Raw genomic sequence first — 14,511 nt, forward strand, 5'->3', positions numbered from 1 at the left:
GCGTAACCGGAAGCTCCGAGCCTATTACGATAAAAAACGTGCCGAGGGCAAGCCGTTTAAAGTAGCCGTAATTGCCTGCGTAAACAAGCTGATCCACTGGATTTACGCGATCCTTACTAAAAAAGAAGCATTTCAATTGAGTTAGAAAGAAATTCTCACCTTCTCAGGAAATCCTTCCCACAACTGCAGGAAGGGTTATTTGCTATACTCATTTTTCAGTATACCACCGGCGATTGAATCCATTAAGTTTTAAATATTGACAAACTATTAGCTAGAATAGTTCAATGAAAACGGTAACTGAACGTTTGACCAGCTACCTCTAATCATGATTCCTCTATCGTGTCCCGTTAGCTCAATGATCCGTACTTCTACTTATGATACGGTTAACCTTAATGAATCTAAGCACAAAGTTAAGTTTGACCACAAAATCTACATCAGTGTATAGAAGACACAAACACTCCTGACGATGGAGTGGTTTCTTATTAGAACTAGCTATTTTATTTGACTACTCACTTTTCGGGGGAATGTACTGTCCTAACAATGGTTTTAATACTTCAAGACAGTGATTAACACCAATAACAATTGAATTAAATTCCCAATGCAAATCAATGTTTTCCTTCCAAAACTCATACCCTATATCTAACATGGCACAAAGCAGATCACCAGTGTACCTCTCTCCTGATACAAACTCGTTCTCGGCTAATCGTTCAATAGCAATAGGGACAAGATACGCTAAACAGAATTTCTGTCCAATCATTAACCTTAGGTCTTCATTTGTGAAATCTATTAGTGGTACTGTTCTAAGACGATGAACGTTTTTAACGAGATTAGTATTGTATGTAGGTTCGCCCCAATCATCGCCATCGAGTTCCTGCAATGACTTTGTAATATCAAAACTAATTAAAGGATTCCCCATACAAATATCCTCTTTTCTTTATGAAATTCATTTTTATACAGATTCTTTAAATGCCCATATCATATAACTTGACGTTTGGGCTTTGAATTTTGATGTATGAACCAATGGGATAGGAAGAGCCTTCTGTTTCAATGGGTACTATACTTTGACCAATACGTAGAACTGTGTAACCATCGTCATCTACAGATTCCAACATGCCATAAAAAGAAACAAATTCACCCATTACCTCAATCTTATATAGACTATTTTCAATTTTTGAAATATCTGCTCCCCACTTAAGGATACCTTGAACATCAACTTCCACAATATACTCCTTACTCGTTATTGGTCTGTTACCAACATAAGTGGCAATACCATTACCATATGAGGAATGAAATCTTACAATGAACCCTTCATCAACTTCTTTATCTATTGCGAAAATAAACTTTCATGTTTATCACCTGTATCTCATTAAAATTGTATCTTTGATTAAAAAAAATAATTTGGATACCAAACTGCCAAAGTATCATCAGGACAAGCAACTACTAACCAATTTTCATTGGGTGGATTGAAAGCAACGCCTAACTGCCATGATTCATATTGTTCATCATGACCATTAAGAAAGAAAACCTCACCATTATCCAAGGTAATAATAAGGTGTGGTTCGGATTCACCTAGAGAAATGTCAGTAATCTTTTTCTCTCGAAGAGTACAAAGCAGTTTGATTTCTTCTTCATGAGTTAAGTTTGCAATGGCATCCTCGTTATGAGGTAAAGTTGCAGGCATTGACTCAAAAACACACCATCTTGAAGCTAAGTTTATGTATACTTGACCTTTGATTCCTTTTTCATATTCATTTGAATCATGGTCAGTAATGAGCATTTGCAAAATACCACCAAATCTAATTCCATCAATCCTTGCCCCTAAACATAGGTGCTTTAAGATTTTTTCAGCAATCTTCTTATCCTCAGTATCCATCAGAATCACTCACTTGTAATAGAATTGTGCTTTCGTTTTCAAAGAACTTCTCTCTTATAATACCATATGTTGGAATTTTATTATTGTCGTATCGCTTCAAAGTACTGTTACACTAAACTGCCCGTTAGCGCAAACAAGGCTGCCAATCTATGTCGGCAGCCGCGTTTTAGTAATTTATTCAACTATCGTGTCCCGTTAGCTTAATCAGTAAGTGTAACAACTCATGGTTTTAACCCCCTCTGAAGTACAAGGAAAAATTTCTCTAATATCTCATTGAAATCAGGTTCAGCTGGCAACCTCTCAATGTATTCCCACAATATCATTTCTCCTGTAGCTATATTTACGACCTCATATTCCATCTGTCTGGACTCCCAAACCGTAACTTGACCTAAACAACATTCAGATTCATAAATAACGCCTGTAGAAGGGTCTGGAATACTGCTCTCATCAGGGTTTTTATGCCTTACATGTTCCATCTTTATATGTACCTTTTCAAGTTCTTTCTTTTTGCTTTCTACCCATAGTTGAAACTTAGTCCGCATTCTTCCGATTTCCTCCTCTTACCATTATACCGCCCCCATTAGATAAGCGACTTTTGCCTACATCAAAACAAGCTATGGATCGGTTCCATCGCCGCACTATCGTGTCCCGTTAGCTGAATACCAAATTAACAATCTTTAATGAGGTAAGATAGCCCTCTGAATCAGTTACGTGAAAACTAGTCCAATCACTTCAGCTGTCGGTGAACGCGGACCGATGCTCAAAAGCCATTAATATGTAAATCGGGATAGTTCGCTATATTTATAATATTGCCTGAAGGGTCTGTAACATTGAATTCAGGAAATCGATCAATATCCCAAGTATACGTTATTTCGGTTACCTCTTCACCTGCGTCGACGAATCTTTGGTAACATTCAAAAACATCAGATGTTTTTATACAAAGTACCGCATAGGGTTTTCCGTCCGATACAATATGGATTGGAATGGGTTGTTCTACTCGTTTAAAAAATAAATAGGGTCCTGGTTCAAGCTTCAGGTCTGATTCTTCTTCGGTTTTCCAGCAATGTGTAAAGCCGAAATACTTTTCATACCATGCAACGGATTCATCGATATTTCTAACTGGCAGTCTAACCTGAACTACAGTATGAACAAGTGTTTTACTCTTTGATGTGGTGTTCATTTGAAACCCCTCCTTCAAGAGAAATAAATCGTGATTGTATTTCAATTCGAGATAAACCCATTATTTTCCTGCTACACAATCAAACTATCCTGCCCGTTAGCGCAACGCGACTGCCGATCCATGCCGGCAGCCGCGTCTTAGTTATTTATTAAGCTATAGTGTCCCGTTAGCTTAATCAACATTACGCGCCGGGTCCGACGGACTTAGCCTCGCGGATGTGTCCGATGAATCTGCTTCCTTGGTGCTGAAATTCCTCTCCGGACCAAGGGGCGAACGCCCCGACGCATGTACATGTTGTTATACGACGATTCGGGCTTAATCGATAACACTACAATATTCTCTTAAATTCTACATCTCTACATATGATAAATGACTTTCCTAAGATTATTACAATAGCTTCATCATGTTTAAGATCAGACTTAACGACAGATAGATTGAGCTGATTATTCTTCAATATATTTTCATATGCTTTGATAATTGACTCTGGTCCCTTAGCAAGGAGCCCTTGTTCCTGATTTAATACCCATGCAAGATCTCCATTAAAATATTGTTGGAAATCTATCCATTTGTCAGTTACCTTCTGATGTTCAACGAGTAATTCCCCAATGATCTTAATAACATCATTCGTCTTACCCTTAAAATATAATTCATGAGTTGGTTCAAGATACTCTAATAGTAATGGATGAGTTGTTTCAAGTTCTATATCATCAAAGAAGTCTAAGGTCATCCTGTAATCCTTCAATTGTTTGAACTTGACTTCCCACTTTTGTACGACGTTTTCAGTGAAATATAAAAAGACATGGAATTCTACAATTAGATCTTCTTCAATTTCTTTAATAATTATTGGCCGGAGATAGACGTCATCTTCAAATATTGCATTTCTAAACTCCGTTTGAAATATCTGATAAATTGTACTTCACCGCTTTCCCGATTTGTCGTATAACGTCTTATTTACGAACTTCGTAAATAGTTCCATATGTAGAGTATTCGTGGAATTATTTGAGCAATCCTGCCCGTTAGCGCAACGCGGCTGCCGATCCATGCCGGCAGCCGCGTTTTAGTTTTATTTATTAAGCTATAGTGGCCCGTTAGCTTAATGAAAATCGGAACGGACCGAGGGGCGAATGTTCTATATCAAATAACCTTTTTCAACTGATATTTTTTTATTCCTTCTGGAAACCCTTCCAGAATACCATATATCTCATATCCACATTTAACATAAAAGCCAGGAGATTGATAACTATATGTGCATGTTTCAACTAAAATACATCCTTTTCCCTTTGCTATTTCCTCAACTCCTGCAATAAGTTTTGAACCATAGTCTTGACCTCTGTACTTTTCATCAACCCATAATACATCGATGTACAAACAATACATGAACATATTGCACATAATTCCACCTACAACCTCATCATCCTTAGTTTTCAGAATAAGGTTAATCGTATCACTCCATTGTTCATCTAAAGGCCGAGCGTTTATTCTGTTATGTTTTATCAAACCATCGCAAACAACCTTAGTCTCTTCCTCAGTCCAATCTTTTGAAATCACCAAATCTTCTTGTAAATTATCATTCATAAATATTGTTTCTTCCTTTCAGAAATGAAATATTTGTTTTACATATTCGTGAATCGAATAAACTATCCTGCCCGATAGATGAACAGGCAGCCATTAATGCCGGCTGCCTGTTCATCATGATGCTATCGTGTCCCGATAGTTCAATCTGAAAGGATTAAGGAATGTGTGCTGAGTCTAAATGAAGGTAGTTGGGGATATTTTACGCTTTCTTTTTAGGGACTTGTTGTTGAGATATCACATTGAGTCATTTTTTTACATCGATCTCTTCTTCATCTGAATGTAAGCCATACCTAATAATCCTACTGCGACTCCGAGTCCCCCCACACTTCATAATTTCCAGTAAAATATCCAATCGCACCACCAATTAAAACACATGCAGCCATAACTAGACCAGCATTCATTCGTCATCACCCAAAATCATCATATTGGAGGTTACACCTAAAATTAAATATACTATTCCAATTATGAAACAGAACCACCTATCAATCTTTATACGGTTACACACATCAATATCTTATTAGGATGTTTATAACTATCCTGCCCGTTAACATAACGAAAAAGCAACCGATCGATAATCGGCTACCTTCTTGTTGCTATTGAACTCCCTCGATTTATCCGATGCCGCTATTACGCAACCGTGATGAAGTAGCAAAGCTTGATCTCCTCATGCATAAAGGTTAACGCGTTCGGTTGTTTACAGATCGCGATTTTGGATAGTATGATAAGTGATATTGCACATGATAAGCCATTGATTGCGCAGCTACCAAATTAGGAATGGGGAGAAGTCCAAGATGCCGACGATTCAAATTGAAGGAAGAGGCTCCTATGAAGTTGCAGAAGGTACTAAACTTGTGCTTGCCCTGGAGGATAACGGGGTAGACATATTGCACCGCTGCGGCGGCAACGCTAAATGCACGACGTGCCGGGTCGAAGTGGTGGATGGAGACGCCGGTCCGGTTGGTGAAGCGGAAGCCGCTCTTCTGCAGGCCAAAGGCATTGCGGAATCGAACATCCGCTTATCGTGCCAGATTCGAGTACATAACGATCTTACTGTAAAACCGGTGATGACGGTATCGTCATCCGGACTGGAGCCAGGCAATCGGCCGCAAGACTAACCGATCGCGAACCGGCTTCCGGGCTCGTAACCACGCTGAGGCATCTCGCATGAGGTGCTCAGCGTGGTTTTTTTATGGTTGGCCTTGGCCAGTTCACCGAACCAGCTAAGCCTTATGCGAACATGTCGCGAGCCTCGTCGTGCAGCGAACGCAGCGGTCGCCCGGCTAGTCGCGCCAAATCCGGCGATACGCTTCCCATATCGGATAAAGACAGCAATCGATAGTTTAACGTTACTAGTGTTTGGAAAGTTGCGTTAACTGCCCGTTATTCCAACAAAGCAAAAGGGGCTGATTCCAAGCAAGCTCCTTAACTCTCGTTCCTCGTTAGTTTAACAACGGGGATCCAGCAAATACGCTATATTTCCGCAACAAAGGCTGCCATTTGGCAGCCTTTGTGATTACCACAACATACTTACAATACACTTACTTTCTTGCCCTAATAATCATAAAATTTTGATCTTCATTTACTTCTTGTAAAGAATAACCACCATATACCGAAACATCTTTGAATCCGACCTTCTCAAGCATCATGATAAACTCATACTTAAAAAACCAACGCATTTTAGTTGTACTATACTGAGTATCAATTAAGACGCCATTTTTAAAAATTTCATATCGCTCTATCTTAATTTGTATCTGTTCAAGGAAATTAAAATTTGATTTTGAACTTACGACTATATCCGAACCATCGCTTCTTGTACCCTTAAAACTAGGCGCCCATTCAGAACCTTTATTTATGAACAAATCTTTAGGTATAAACAGCGGGATTAAGGTCTGTCCACCTTGTTCAAGATGCGCATATATACTCTTTAAAGCATTCATTGCGTCTTCTCTTTCTGATAAGAGTATAAATGAAGCCGCTGGTATATAAATGGTCATATACTTTTTAGGTATATCAAGATGTTGCATGTATTGATCATACAAAACTGGAAACTGCCCATTTTTCTCAGCCTTAGCTCTGCATATATCTAACATGTCTTTAGAACAATCAACCCCATCAACATCAAGACCAGCGTCCAAATAAGGCAACAATAATCTTCCAGTACCACATCCAAGCTCTAATGCAGCTCCTGGAACTTCTGTAATCATTTTTTCAAAAAACTCACTATCATCGGAAGTGCTTCCTGTTCGCATATCGTAAGTTTCCGCTAGAATACCTTCATATGATTCAACATTATCAAACAACATAATTTGATGTTCCCTCCATGTTATAAATGTTTTTACACACGGAAGGTTATTAATAAGAATTCTATATTAACCCTTCCGCACCTCGATTTTTTTTTGTAAGATCAGCTTTACTATTTGTATTCATCGCGACCACTCTCTTCCATATTTAGTAATTTCAATATAACTCGCTAAGTAATATATGTCTATGAGCGAACCAATTCATTCCATCTGTAACGGCAAGAGAATACAAAAAAAGGCTGCCTCAATCGTCATCTTGGATGACTTTTTGGCAACCTCCTCCCTAATCCCTTATTATTTTTGGTTTACGGCTTCTTCATTTGCGGTTTCGGCTCCTTCTCTATTCCTTCACGCTTCCCATTACCAGGCCGGTCATGAAATATTTTTGCAAAAACGGATAGACGACCATGATCGGCAATGCGCCTATAAAGATTTGCGCCGCACGTGTAGTCCGATCCGAGATCTCCGACAAGGTTTTAACATCCTCTGCACGCATGTTGGCGAAATCCTGTTGAATGATAGCAGTCTGCAAATAAGTGGCGAGCGGGTAATGACTTGGTGAATTCACGAGCATGAGGCCATCGAACCAGGAATTCCAGTGCCCGACGATTGTGAACAGCGTGACCGTCGCAATAGCAGGCATGGACAGCGGGAGATATATTTTCCACAGCGTTATCCAATGACTTCCTCCATCAATGAAGCTCGATTCCTCCAGCTCCTTGGGCAGTCCCCGAAAAAAATTGAGCAGCAGAATGACATTAAACACGGTCACCGCCCCCGGAATGACTAGCGCCCAAATCGTATCCATTAAATGCGTATATTTGATCGTCAAGTACCATGGAATTAAACCGCCGCTGAATAAGATGGTAATTACAAAATACCAGGCATAAACGGACCTCATCCGGAAATCCTTCACTTCTTTGGAAAGCGCATATCCCAGCGTAACGGTTAAAAACATACTAATACCAGTACCCAATATTACCCGCTGAATGGAAATCAGGAATGACCCCAGAAATTCTTTCTTCTTCAAAATAAATTCATATGATTTCAGTGAGAATTCGACCGGCCATAACTTGACTAGCCCAGCCGCTGCAGCGCTGCTGGAGCTGAATGAGACAGCGATGACCTGGATGACGGGAAGGATGCAGAGCAGCGAGAGAGCGATCAAAAATATAAGATTGCAAATATTGAATAGGCTCCGCGTTACGGAGGCGCGTTGAATCATTGTGTTAACCCCCTATTCCAGTTAAAAAATTCGGTAATTCGCAAACCGGTACGCCAGCCAATAAGACACCGAGATCAGCAGAAAGGAAACGGACGATTTCAGTAATCCAATAGCGGTTGCCGGACCATATTGGGCATCTGAGACACCGACGCGGTAAATCAATGTATCCAAAATATCTCCGCTTTCGTAGACTTGAGGACTGTATAAGTTAAACACTTGGTCGAAGCCCGCATTTAACACGTTGCCTAGGCTGAGCGTGGCCATTAGCACAATGATCGGGATCATCCCCGGCAGCGTAATATAGAGGGTTTGCTTCCAGCGGTTTGCGCCGTCTATGATAGCCGCTTCATAAAGAGACGGATTAATGCTTGTCAGCGCGGCCAGGAATACGATTGTGTTGAAGCCGAATTCTTTCCACGTATCCGTCAGAACGAGCGTGATGGGAAACCAACGGTTATCGCCGAGGAAGTATATAGGTTGGATGCCGAACCATCCGAGAACTTGATTGACGATGCCGTGCTGTAGAGAGAGGACATCGATGAGGATGCCGGCAAGAATGACCCACGATAGGAAATAAGGAAAATAGATTAAAGTTTGAATGCTGCGCTTCACAACCGTCTTACGGATTTCATTCAACAGCAGAGCGATGATGATCGGTACGACATTGCCCATAATAATTTTCATCGTAGCAATGTAAACGGTATTCCAGACAATACGGTATGTGTTCGGCATTTCCAGGACGTATTTCAGATTGGTAAGCCCTGTCCATTCCGAGCCCATAAACCCTTTGATCGGTTTGAAATCCTGAAATGCAATAATGTTGCCGAACATAGGAATATAGCAATAGATCAATACAATAACTAAGCTGGGAAATACCAATATATGCAAAGGTATCTCGCGGCGCCATTTACCCGTTTTCATCTGTCATCCCACCGTCCGGTTGGTTAATAAAGATAAGGGAAAGAAGTTGAAAGTCATCTTTTCCCTTTCTTTTTTTGGTCCTTTAATTATTTGGAGGTTGAAGCCCACTCGTTTACTTCTTTCGTAATTTGGTCGCCGCCGGATTTTTTCCAGTTATCCACGAATTTGTCGAAATCATCTAACGGCGAGCCAACGATGATCTTCGTGATCATTTCTTTCTCTAAATTGAGCAGTGTCGACCATTTGAGTGTCATGGTTTGGGTCTGCACGCTAGTACGATATTCATTTGTATAAAGAAGATCGTTTTCCTTATAGTAATTCAGGACGGCGAAGGAGGAATTTTCTGGACCTGCCTGACGTACCGTCGACCAAAACGTTTGATCGCCATTCATGAACGCCTGATAAGCATCGTAGTCCGCCTTTTGCTCTCCGTTCATTGCCGATGGATCATTGGATGCCACTGCATTCTTCAATGCCTCGTAACGTCCGGGAACATCCTTATTGGGTGGAAAGCCATACACGAACGGCCACTTGAATGCTTCAAGACGGTCCTTCGTCACACCCCATGTGTTCCAATCGCCTGTTTCTCCGAAAAATTTCTCAAAGTTCATATTAAACATCTTAACGATGACTTCGGGATGCTTATAGTTTTTATTCACAACATAGTATGTTCCGATCGGGAAGCCTACGGAAGGACGAGCTGGTTTATCATCGATAGAAGGAATCGGATACGCTTTCCAATCCATATTCGGATTCAGCTTGCGCGCATCGTCGAATGGATAGTAGGGATTGGAGTTTGCCCCAAACGTAATGCCTAGTTTATTCTGTCCGAGCAGCTCCGCCTCCTTGGCAGCGTCCTTCGCTCCGAATTCCTTATCGATTAATCCGGATTTGTACAGCTCCTGCAGCTTCGCAAGGGCAGGCTTCATTTCCGGCTGGATCCCCCCATACATCAACTGACCAGAAGGATCCTTGATCCATGTCCCGTTCGGATTAGCATGATATGCATTGAAGAAACTCTCCAAATCGGCAAAACCATCATAAATGTTCTTGTTCGCTGCCAATCCTACAACACCTTTGCCGCCATCACCATTCGGATCCTTGGTAGCGAAGGCTTCCATGATGTTGAATACATCCTGCATATTTTTGGGGTCAGGCAAGTTTAACTTCTTCATCCAGTCCGAACGAATCCAAAGAACGTTAGCATCTGTAATATTCCCATTAAATCCGGGTATCCCCAAAAGCTTTCCATCGATCGTAGCGGAAGTCATAGCCATACCGCCATCCTGCTTGGCCACATCCTTCGTATAAGGGGATGCGTATTTCTCGAACACCTCAGTAAGGTCAGCTAACTGTCCGTTCTCCGCCAATTGCTTGAACTGCTTAGCATTCACAGCCACAATATCCGGCAGCTCGCCGGAAGCGATCATGAGGTTCAACTTTTTGCTAAAGGCACTATCACTTCCGCCGGAGTTGTCTGCAACCCAATCATAGATCAGATTAATGCCAAGCTCGTCCTTGTAAGCCCTTGTCCAGAGGTTATTGCCGATATCCTCTCCCTGCGGGAATTTATAGCTTCCGTTAATCCCGCGTACCGCATGGACATCAATAGGGGTCTCGTATTTCCCGAGTGGCCCCGCAGCATCTGCTGTCGTTGGTGTGTTCTTGTCGCCGTCAAGGGACGGACTGCTTGCTGCTTGATTGCCTGAATTGCTGCATGCCGTAATTAGCAGGGCGATACTCATGAAGCAAGCCATAGCCGTAGATACAACTTTTCGTCTGTTCAAACCAACTTCCCCCTCATCGTATAGTGTTGTATTACTCCTTCCTCTGTATTATAGGAGGATGGTTTGTGCGCTATCTACTGACGCATCTATACTTGTTGTAACCAATATTTACTTCTGCAGTTCGCGATATTCCTGCGGTGTCAGGTTGGTGATCGATTTGAAGAACCGGTAAAAGGATCGTTCGGACAGGAACCCGACACGCTCCGAAATATCGCTCATCCGAATGCCGGGATTTCTAAGGAGCTCCTTGGACTTCTGCAGCCTGACTTGTTTGATCGTCTCTGTAAGCGACTCCCCTGAATGATGCTTGTATAATCTCGACAAGTACGATGGGTTGAGCGACACGAAATCGCTTAAACGAGTCAAGGAAAGGTCTCCGTTCAAATACTCGTGTATATATTTCTTGATCTTCGTGATGACGTCGTTCTCGGAGTTCGTATGTCCCTCAGATCGATGATTAAAAATCAACTCCGCTAATTCTCGCAAATAATCAAACGCAGAGCTCCATGTCTTATGGGCTTGCAACTTCGTCAGCTTATCCAGATCCATCTGTTCGGCTGCCAGGCGGAGGACAGAGCTGTAATTCAGAATGGAGATGTAAATGACGACTAACGTGTAGTACCACTCCGTTCTGGCTTTCTCGGTCTGCTCATTCTGAGCAGCAAGTAAAGCGGTTATCCCATCAAATGCAGCCAAGTAGGCTTCACGCCGTCCGGCTTCCAAATCATTTTTTAAGTCGATCCATAAATGGGTCTGTAAGGGACTTTTTACTGGTTCGAATCGGCCGTGATCCGTACCATAGGCTTGGTCGGTTAATAATAGCTCTTGACCCAAGCCAAGCCCATATCCGAATAGGCGTTTAATCGTTATAAAGCGGATAGGCAGCTCCTCCCACTCGCAAGGCTTGCTGGCTACTATAATGGAGAGTTTGATCTTGAGCAATTGCCTGATCGTATGTTGGATTTGCTCCAATGTACCTTGGACGAACCTAAGGATTTGATCCCACGAATCTGCAGAATCTGATTTCGGTTGAATGAACCAAACCATGCGGAAGCGTTCGTAATCCGTGAAAGCGACACGAGTCGAAACACCAAGCAATTCTTCTGAAATATTTTGCACAGCATATATGATCAAGGCCCGGTCGAATGTGCTTAGGCCCTCTCTCCATTCATCTACGCGGCCTACAACTAAAAGAACGGGTTTGGAAGGGTGGAGTGAAATGGACAGCTGAGTAAACTGATTGTGAAGGTTGCCGAGCGCATAGGATTCTCCTTGAAGGATATCGCGGAGGTATTCTTTCTGAATATAAGGCAGCGCCCGCTGCAGCAAAAGCGTTGTTTTCTGAAGTGTGCTATGCATGTCTATCTCTTCGTCCAGCTTCGCGATTGCTTTCTTGACGGATCCGATTATGGTTTCGTCGGTCTCCGTTTTAAGCACATAATCGAACGATCCGTTTCGCATCGCTTCGTGGATATAGGTAAATTCGTTATAGCCTGTCAGGAAAATGACTTTGCAACGTGGCCAAAGCTCCATAATTCGCTGCTGCAGTTGGAGTCCGGTTATTCCAGGCATCTGAATATCGGACAGAACAATGTCAATCTTCGTTTGCTTGAGCCAATCGATCGCCATTAGCACATTGTAGGCACGATACACCTCCAGCTCCATGTCTGTTTGCTCTTGAAACAGATCGGCCATCCCGTCCACAATCACATCTTCGTCGTCAATGATCAACAATCGATACATTCGGTACCTCCCTAATCGGAATGCATATCTCGGTTCGCAACCCGCCAAGGGAGCTGCGCTTAACAAGGACACCGGCATCGGTGCCGAACTTCAATTGCAGACGCCGATGCACATTGATTAATCCCGTCGTTTCCATATGTTCTTTATGAGAATTCAGTTTGGCTTCAAGCATACTCAATTGCTCGTCAGTCAACTCTTCTCCATTGTCCTCAACAGCAATACAAATCAGTTCCATCTTTACTTCAAAAGAAACGCGGATGATTCCGTCCGTAATCTTGTTCTGCAGTCCGTACTGGTAGGCGTTCTCCAGAATAGGCTGAATGATAAGCCTTGGTACATTCAGAGAAGCATACGTGCTCGGCATATCGACAAAATCGGTCCGCAGTCTCTTGCGGAAACGGGCCATCTGGATGTCTGCATAGGTACGGGCGTGTAACCACTCCGCTTCTAGCGTTACCTCATCATCCGCATTTCTCGTAATATATTGAAAATAATTTCCGAGGTGTTCAACAAAGTTAATTGCGTTTTTATTGTCATCCGCCGCTATCATGCGCTTCAGGACAAAAAAGCTGTTATACAAAAAGTGCGGGTTGATTTGCGACTGCAGCTGCTTCAGCTCCGCGCGCTGGCTATGAATCTTTTGTTCGTACACTTCCTGGATCAACGTATTCAGTCGGCTGATCATAGCATTGAACTGCCGGTACAGGTAACCGAATTCAAAGGCCGTCTTGTAGGGGATCGAAATGTCCATATTGCCTCTCTCCACGCGGCGAAAAGCGGATACAAGTGAACGCAGAGGCTTATGGATCATCCGATAAATCCAATAAGAGAAGAAGATGATTACTGCTACTGATAATACGGACAGCACTAACAGCATCACGAAATAATGACTAAGGGGATCGAGAATTTGTTTCTCCGGCACATACACGAGCAGGGTTGCATCCAGCATCTCGGATGGTTCGTACGTGACGAGGTAGAACCGATTGTCAATCTTGATACGTTCGCTTCCCGCTTTATGATCGTTGGATTTGTTCTCCCATAACTTCTTCAAGGTTTGAATAAGCGCAGCTTCTCGGGCTTCTTGGGTAGAAGTGATATGCCAATCTTGCTCTCTCGCAAATAATACGGCCCCCCCTTCCACTGTAGTGGGAATTTGCTTAAGCACGTCTCTCAAGCTTTTCAAAGAAATCTCAACCTTAATGATCGAAGTCGGCGCCTGCGCTGCGGTTATACCTAAGGGGAATAAGCTGCCCATGAAGAGGCGGTCGTCCAGCATGGTAAAAGGCGACAGCGTTTTATATTGCACAGAGCGAATCTCGCTTATTTCTTTAGCCGGAATGGCCGCTTCGTCATAGCCGCTCCCATGAATCGTAATTCCCATCGAGGGGATGTACAACTTCGAACTTGAAATATACTGGCTAGAATTATTCAAGAGAAAGAGCTTACTCTCCAACCGATTCAACATTTTAAACCGTTCAAAGGTGGGGATATTCGGGTACAAATTACTTAAAGTGGACAAGTCGCCGTCATTAATGAAATCCCGCATGGATTTGGTCACCCGACTCAATTCGGCTTCATACGAGGATAAGTAGAAATGAACCCGGGATTGCATCGAATTCGTAATTTCCTGACGGACGCTTGCCGCACCTGACATGTTAATGTATAGACTTAAGATATACATTGGAATAATCGACAATAAAAAGGTTAATACCAGGTTGAGATAAATAGATGATTGCCACAGACGCATTTGTTTCCCTACCTCCTAATATCCCATGAAAGAAATAAAGCAACCGACGGAATCCCGTAAGCTGCCTTATTAACCTATTATAAGTATAATCGACATAATATTCCACTGACTATTTTTGATATCCTCGACCGACACGGACTCCATGCCCGCTTCTTTCCCG

General features: G+C 42.4%; 14 protein-coding genes and 1 pseudogene. 2 read left to right on the forward strand and 13 right to left on the reverse strand.

What is annotated here, in order from left to right; all coding sequences use genetic code 11:
• Nucleotides 1–145, forward strand: a pseudogene (locus C558_RS34080) (IS110 family transposase); the annotation flags it as partial.
• A gap of 360 nt (nt 146–505) precedes the next feature.
• On the opposite strand, the gene C558_RS32090 reads toward C558_RS34080, so the two are convergent.
• The 7 genes from C558_RS32090 to C558_RS0128130 form a co-directional block, all read right to left on the reverse strand.
• On the reverse strand, nt 506–916 hold the full coding sequence (locus C558_RS32090; RefSeq protein ID WP_018759628.1) for a contact-dependent growth inhibition system immunity protein: 411 nt from the start codon (nt 914–916) through the stop codon (nt 506–508).
• A 46-nt stretch (nt 917–962) separates the two neighbouring features.
• A complete protein-coding gene (locus tag C558_RS0128105; protein ID WP_018759629.1) occupies nt 963–1,220 on the reverse strand; it encodes a hypothetical protein in 258 nt (85 codons plus the stop codon).
• 164 nt (nt 1,221–1,384) lie between these two features.
• Nucleotides 1,385–1,873, reverse strand: a complete 489-nt coding sequence (locus C558_RS0128110; protein ID WP_018759630.1) for a hypothetical protein — start codon at nt 1,871–1,873, stop codon at nt 1,385–1,387.
• 221 nt (nt 1,874–2,094) lie between these two features.
• The gene (locus tag C558_RS0128115; RefSeq protein WP_018759631.1) at nt 2,095–2,415 is read right to left on the reverse strand and encodes an immunity protein TriTu family protein; all 321 of its coding nucleotides are present in this window, start codon (nt 2,413–2,415) and stop codon (nt 2,095–2,097) included.
• A gap of 218 nt (nt 2,416–2,633) precedes the next feature.
• Nucleotides 2,634–3,053, reverse strand: a complete 420-nt coding sequence (locus C558_RS32095; RefSeq protein ID WP_018759632.1) for a VOC family protein — start codon at nt 3,051–3,053, stop codon at nt 2,634–2,636.
• Between the two features lie 328 nt (nt 3,054–3,381).
• On the reverse strand, nt 3,382–3,780 hold the full coding sequence (locus C558_RS0128125) for a hypothetical protein (RefSeq protein WP_018759633.1): 399 nt from the start codon (nt 3,778–3,780) through the stop codon (nt 3,382–3,384).
• 407 nt (nt 3,781–4,187) lie between these two features.
• On the reverse strand, nt 4,188–4,628 hold the full coding sequence (locus C558_RS0128130) for a GNAT family N-acetyltransferase (protein WP_018759634.1): 441 nt from the start codon (nt 4,626–4,628) through the stop codon (nt 4,188–4,190).
• Nucleotides 4,629–5,419: 791 nt separating this feature from the next.
• Here C558_RS0128130 and C558_RS0128135 point away from each other — a divergent pair.
• Nucleotides 5,420–5,743 carry a 2Fe-2S iron-sulfur cluster-binding protein gene (locus tag C558_RS0128135; protein WP_018759635.1) on the forward strand — a complete coding sequence of 108 codons (324 nt, stop codon included), beginning with the start codon at nt 5,420–5,422 and terminating at the stop codon, nt 5,741–5,743.
• 423 nt (nt 5,744–6,166) lie between these two features.
• On the opposite strand, the gene C558_RS0128140 is transcribed toward C558_RS0128135, so the two are convergent.
• The 6 genes from C558_RS0128140 to C558_RS32100 all read right to left on the reverse strand — a co-directional run bounded on the left by C558_RS0128140 (nt 6,167) and on the right by C558_RS32100 (nt 14,351).
• On the reverse strand, nt 6,167–6,931 hold the full coding sequence (locus C558_RS0128140; protein WP_018759636.1) for a methyltransferase domain-containing protein: 765 nt from the start codon (nt 6,929–6,931) through the stop codon (nt 6,167–6,169).
• A gap of 337 nt (nt 6,932–7,268) precedes the next feature.
• Nucleotides 7,269–8,153: a carbohydrate ABC transporter permease gene (locus C558_RS0128145; protein WP_018759637.1), complete on the reverse strand. Its 885-nt coding sequence runs from the start codon at nt 8,151–8,153 to the stop codon at nt 7,269–7,271.
• 21 nt (nt 8,154–8,174) lie between these two features.
• On the reverse strand, nt 8,175–9,074 hold the full coding sequence (locus C558_RS0128150) for an ABC transporter permease (RefSeq protein WP_018759638.1): 900 nt from the start codon (nt 9,072–9,074) through the stop codon (nt 8,175–8,177).
• 86 nt (nt 9,075–9,160) lie between these two features.
• Nucleotides 9,161–10,861 (reverse strand): extracellular solute-binding protein, encoded by a 1,701-nt coding sequence (locus tag C558_RS0128155; protein ID WP_018759639.1) that lies wholly within the window; start codon nt 10,859–10,861, stop codon nt 9,161–9,163.
• Nucleotides 10,862–10,969: 108 nt separating this feature from the next.
• Nucleotides 10,970–12,604 carry a response regulator transcription factor gene (locus C558_RS0128160; RefSeq protein WP_018759640.1) on the reverse strand — a complete coding sequence of 545 codons (1,635 nt, stop codon included), beginning with the start codon at nt 12,602–12,604 and terminating at the stop codon, nt 10,970–10,972.
• A complete protein-coding gene (locus tag C558_RS32100) occupies nt 12,582–14,351 on the reverse strand; it encodes a sensor histidine kinase (protein ID WP_018759641.1) in 1,770 nt (589 codons plus the stop codon). The genes C558_RS0128160 and C558_RS32100 overlap by 23 nt, the downstream gene beginning before the upstream one ends.
• Nucleotides 14,352–14,511: the final 160 nt, after the last annotated feature.

The sequence above is a fragment of the Paenibacillus terrigena DSM 21567 genome, from assembly GCF_000374845.1.
GTDB lineage: Bacteria > Bacillota > Bacilli > Paenibacillales > Paenibacillaceae > Paenibacillus_K > Paenibacillus_K terrigena.

Coding starts and splice junctions, on each gene's coding strand:
- C558_RS32090 (WP_018759628.1), bottom strand. CDS start 916: ATGGGGAATCCTTTAATTAGTTTTGATATTACAAAGTCATTGCAGGAA.
- C558_RS0128110 (WP_018759630.1), bottom strand. CDS start 1,873: ATGGATACTGAGGATAAGAAGATTGCTGAAAAAATCTTAAAGCACCTA.
- C558_RS0128115 (WP_018759631.1), bottom strand. CDS start 2,415: ATGCGGACTAAGTTTCAACTATGGGTAGAAAGCAAAAAGAAAGAACTT.
- C558_RS32095 (WP_018759632.1), bottom strand. CDS start 3,053: ATGAACACCACATCAAAGAGTAAAACACTTGTTCATACTGTAGTTCAG.
- C558_RS0128125 (WP_018759633.1), bottom strand. CDS start 3,780: ATGACCTTAGACTTCTTTGATGATATAGAACTTGAAACAACTCATCCA.
- C558_RS0128130 (WP_018759634.1), bottom strand. CDS start 4,628: ATGAATGATAATTTACAAGAAGATTTGGTGATTTCAAAAGATTGGACT.
- C558_RS0128135 (WP_018759635.1), top strand. CDS start 5,420: ATGCCGACGATTCAAATTGAAGGAAGAGGCTCCTATGAAGTTGCAGAA.
- C558_RS0128140 (WP_018759636.1), bottom strand. CDS start 6,931: ATGTTGTTTGATAATGTTGAATCATATGAAGGTATTCTAGCGGAAACT.
- C558_RS0128145 (WP_018759637.1), bottom strand. CDS start 8,153: ATGATTCAACGCGCCTCCGTAACGCGGAGCCTATTCAATATTTGCAAT.
- C558_RS0128150 (WP_018759638.1), bottom strand. CDS start 9,074: ATGAAAACGGGTAAATGGCGCCGCGAGATACCTTTGCATATATTGGTA.
- C558_RS0128160 (WP_018759640.1), bottom strand. CDS start 12,604: ATGTATCGATTGTTGATCATTGACGACGAAGATGTGATTGTGGACGGG.
- C558_RS32100 (WP_018759641.1), bottom strand. CDS start 14,351: ATGCGTCTGTGGCAATCATCTATTTATCTCAACCTGGTATTAACCTTT.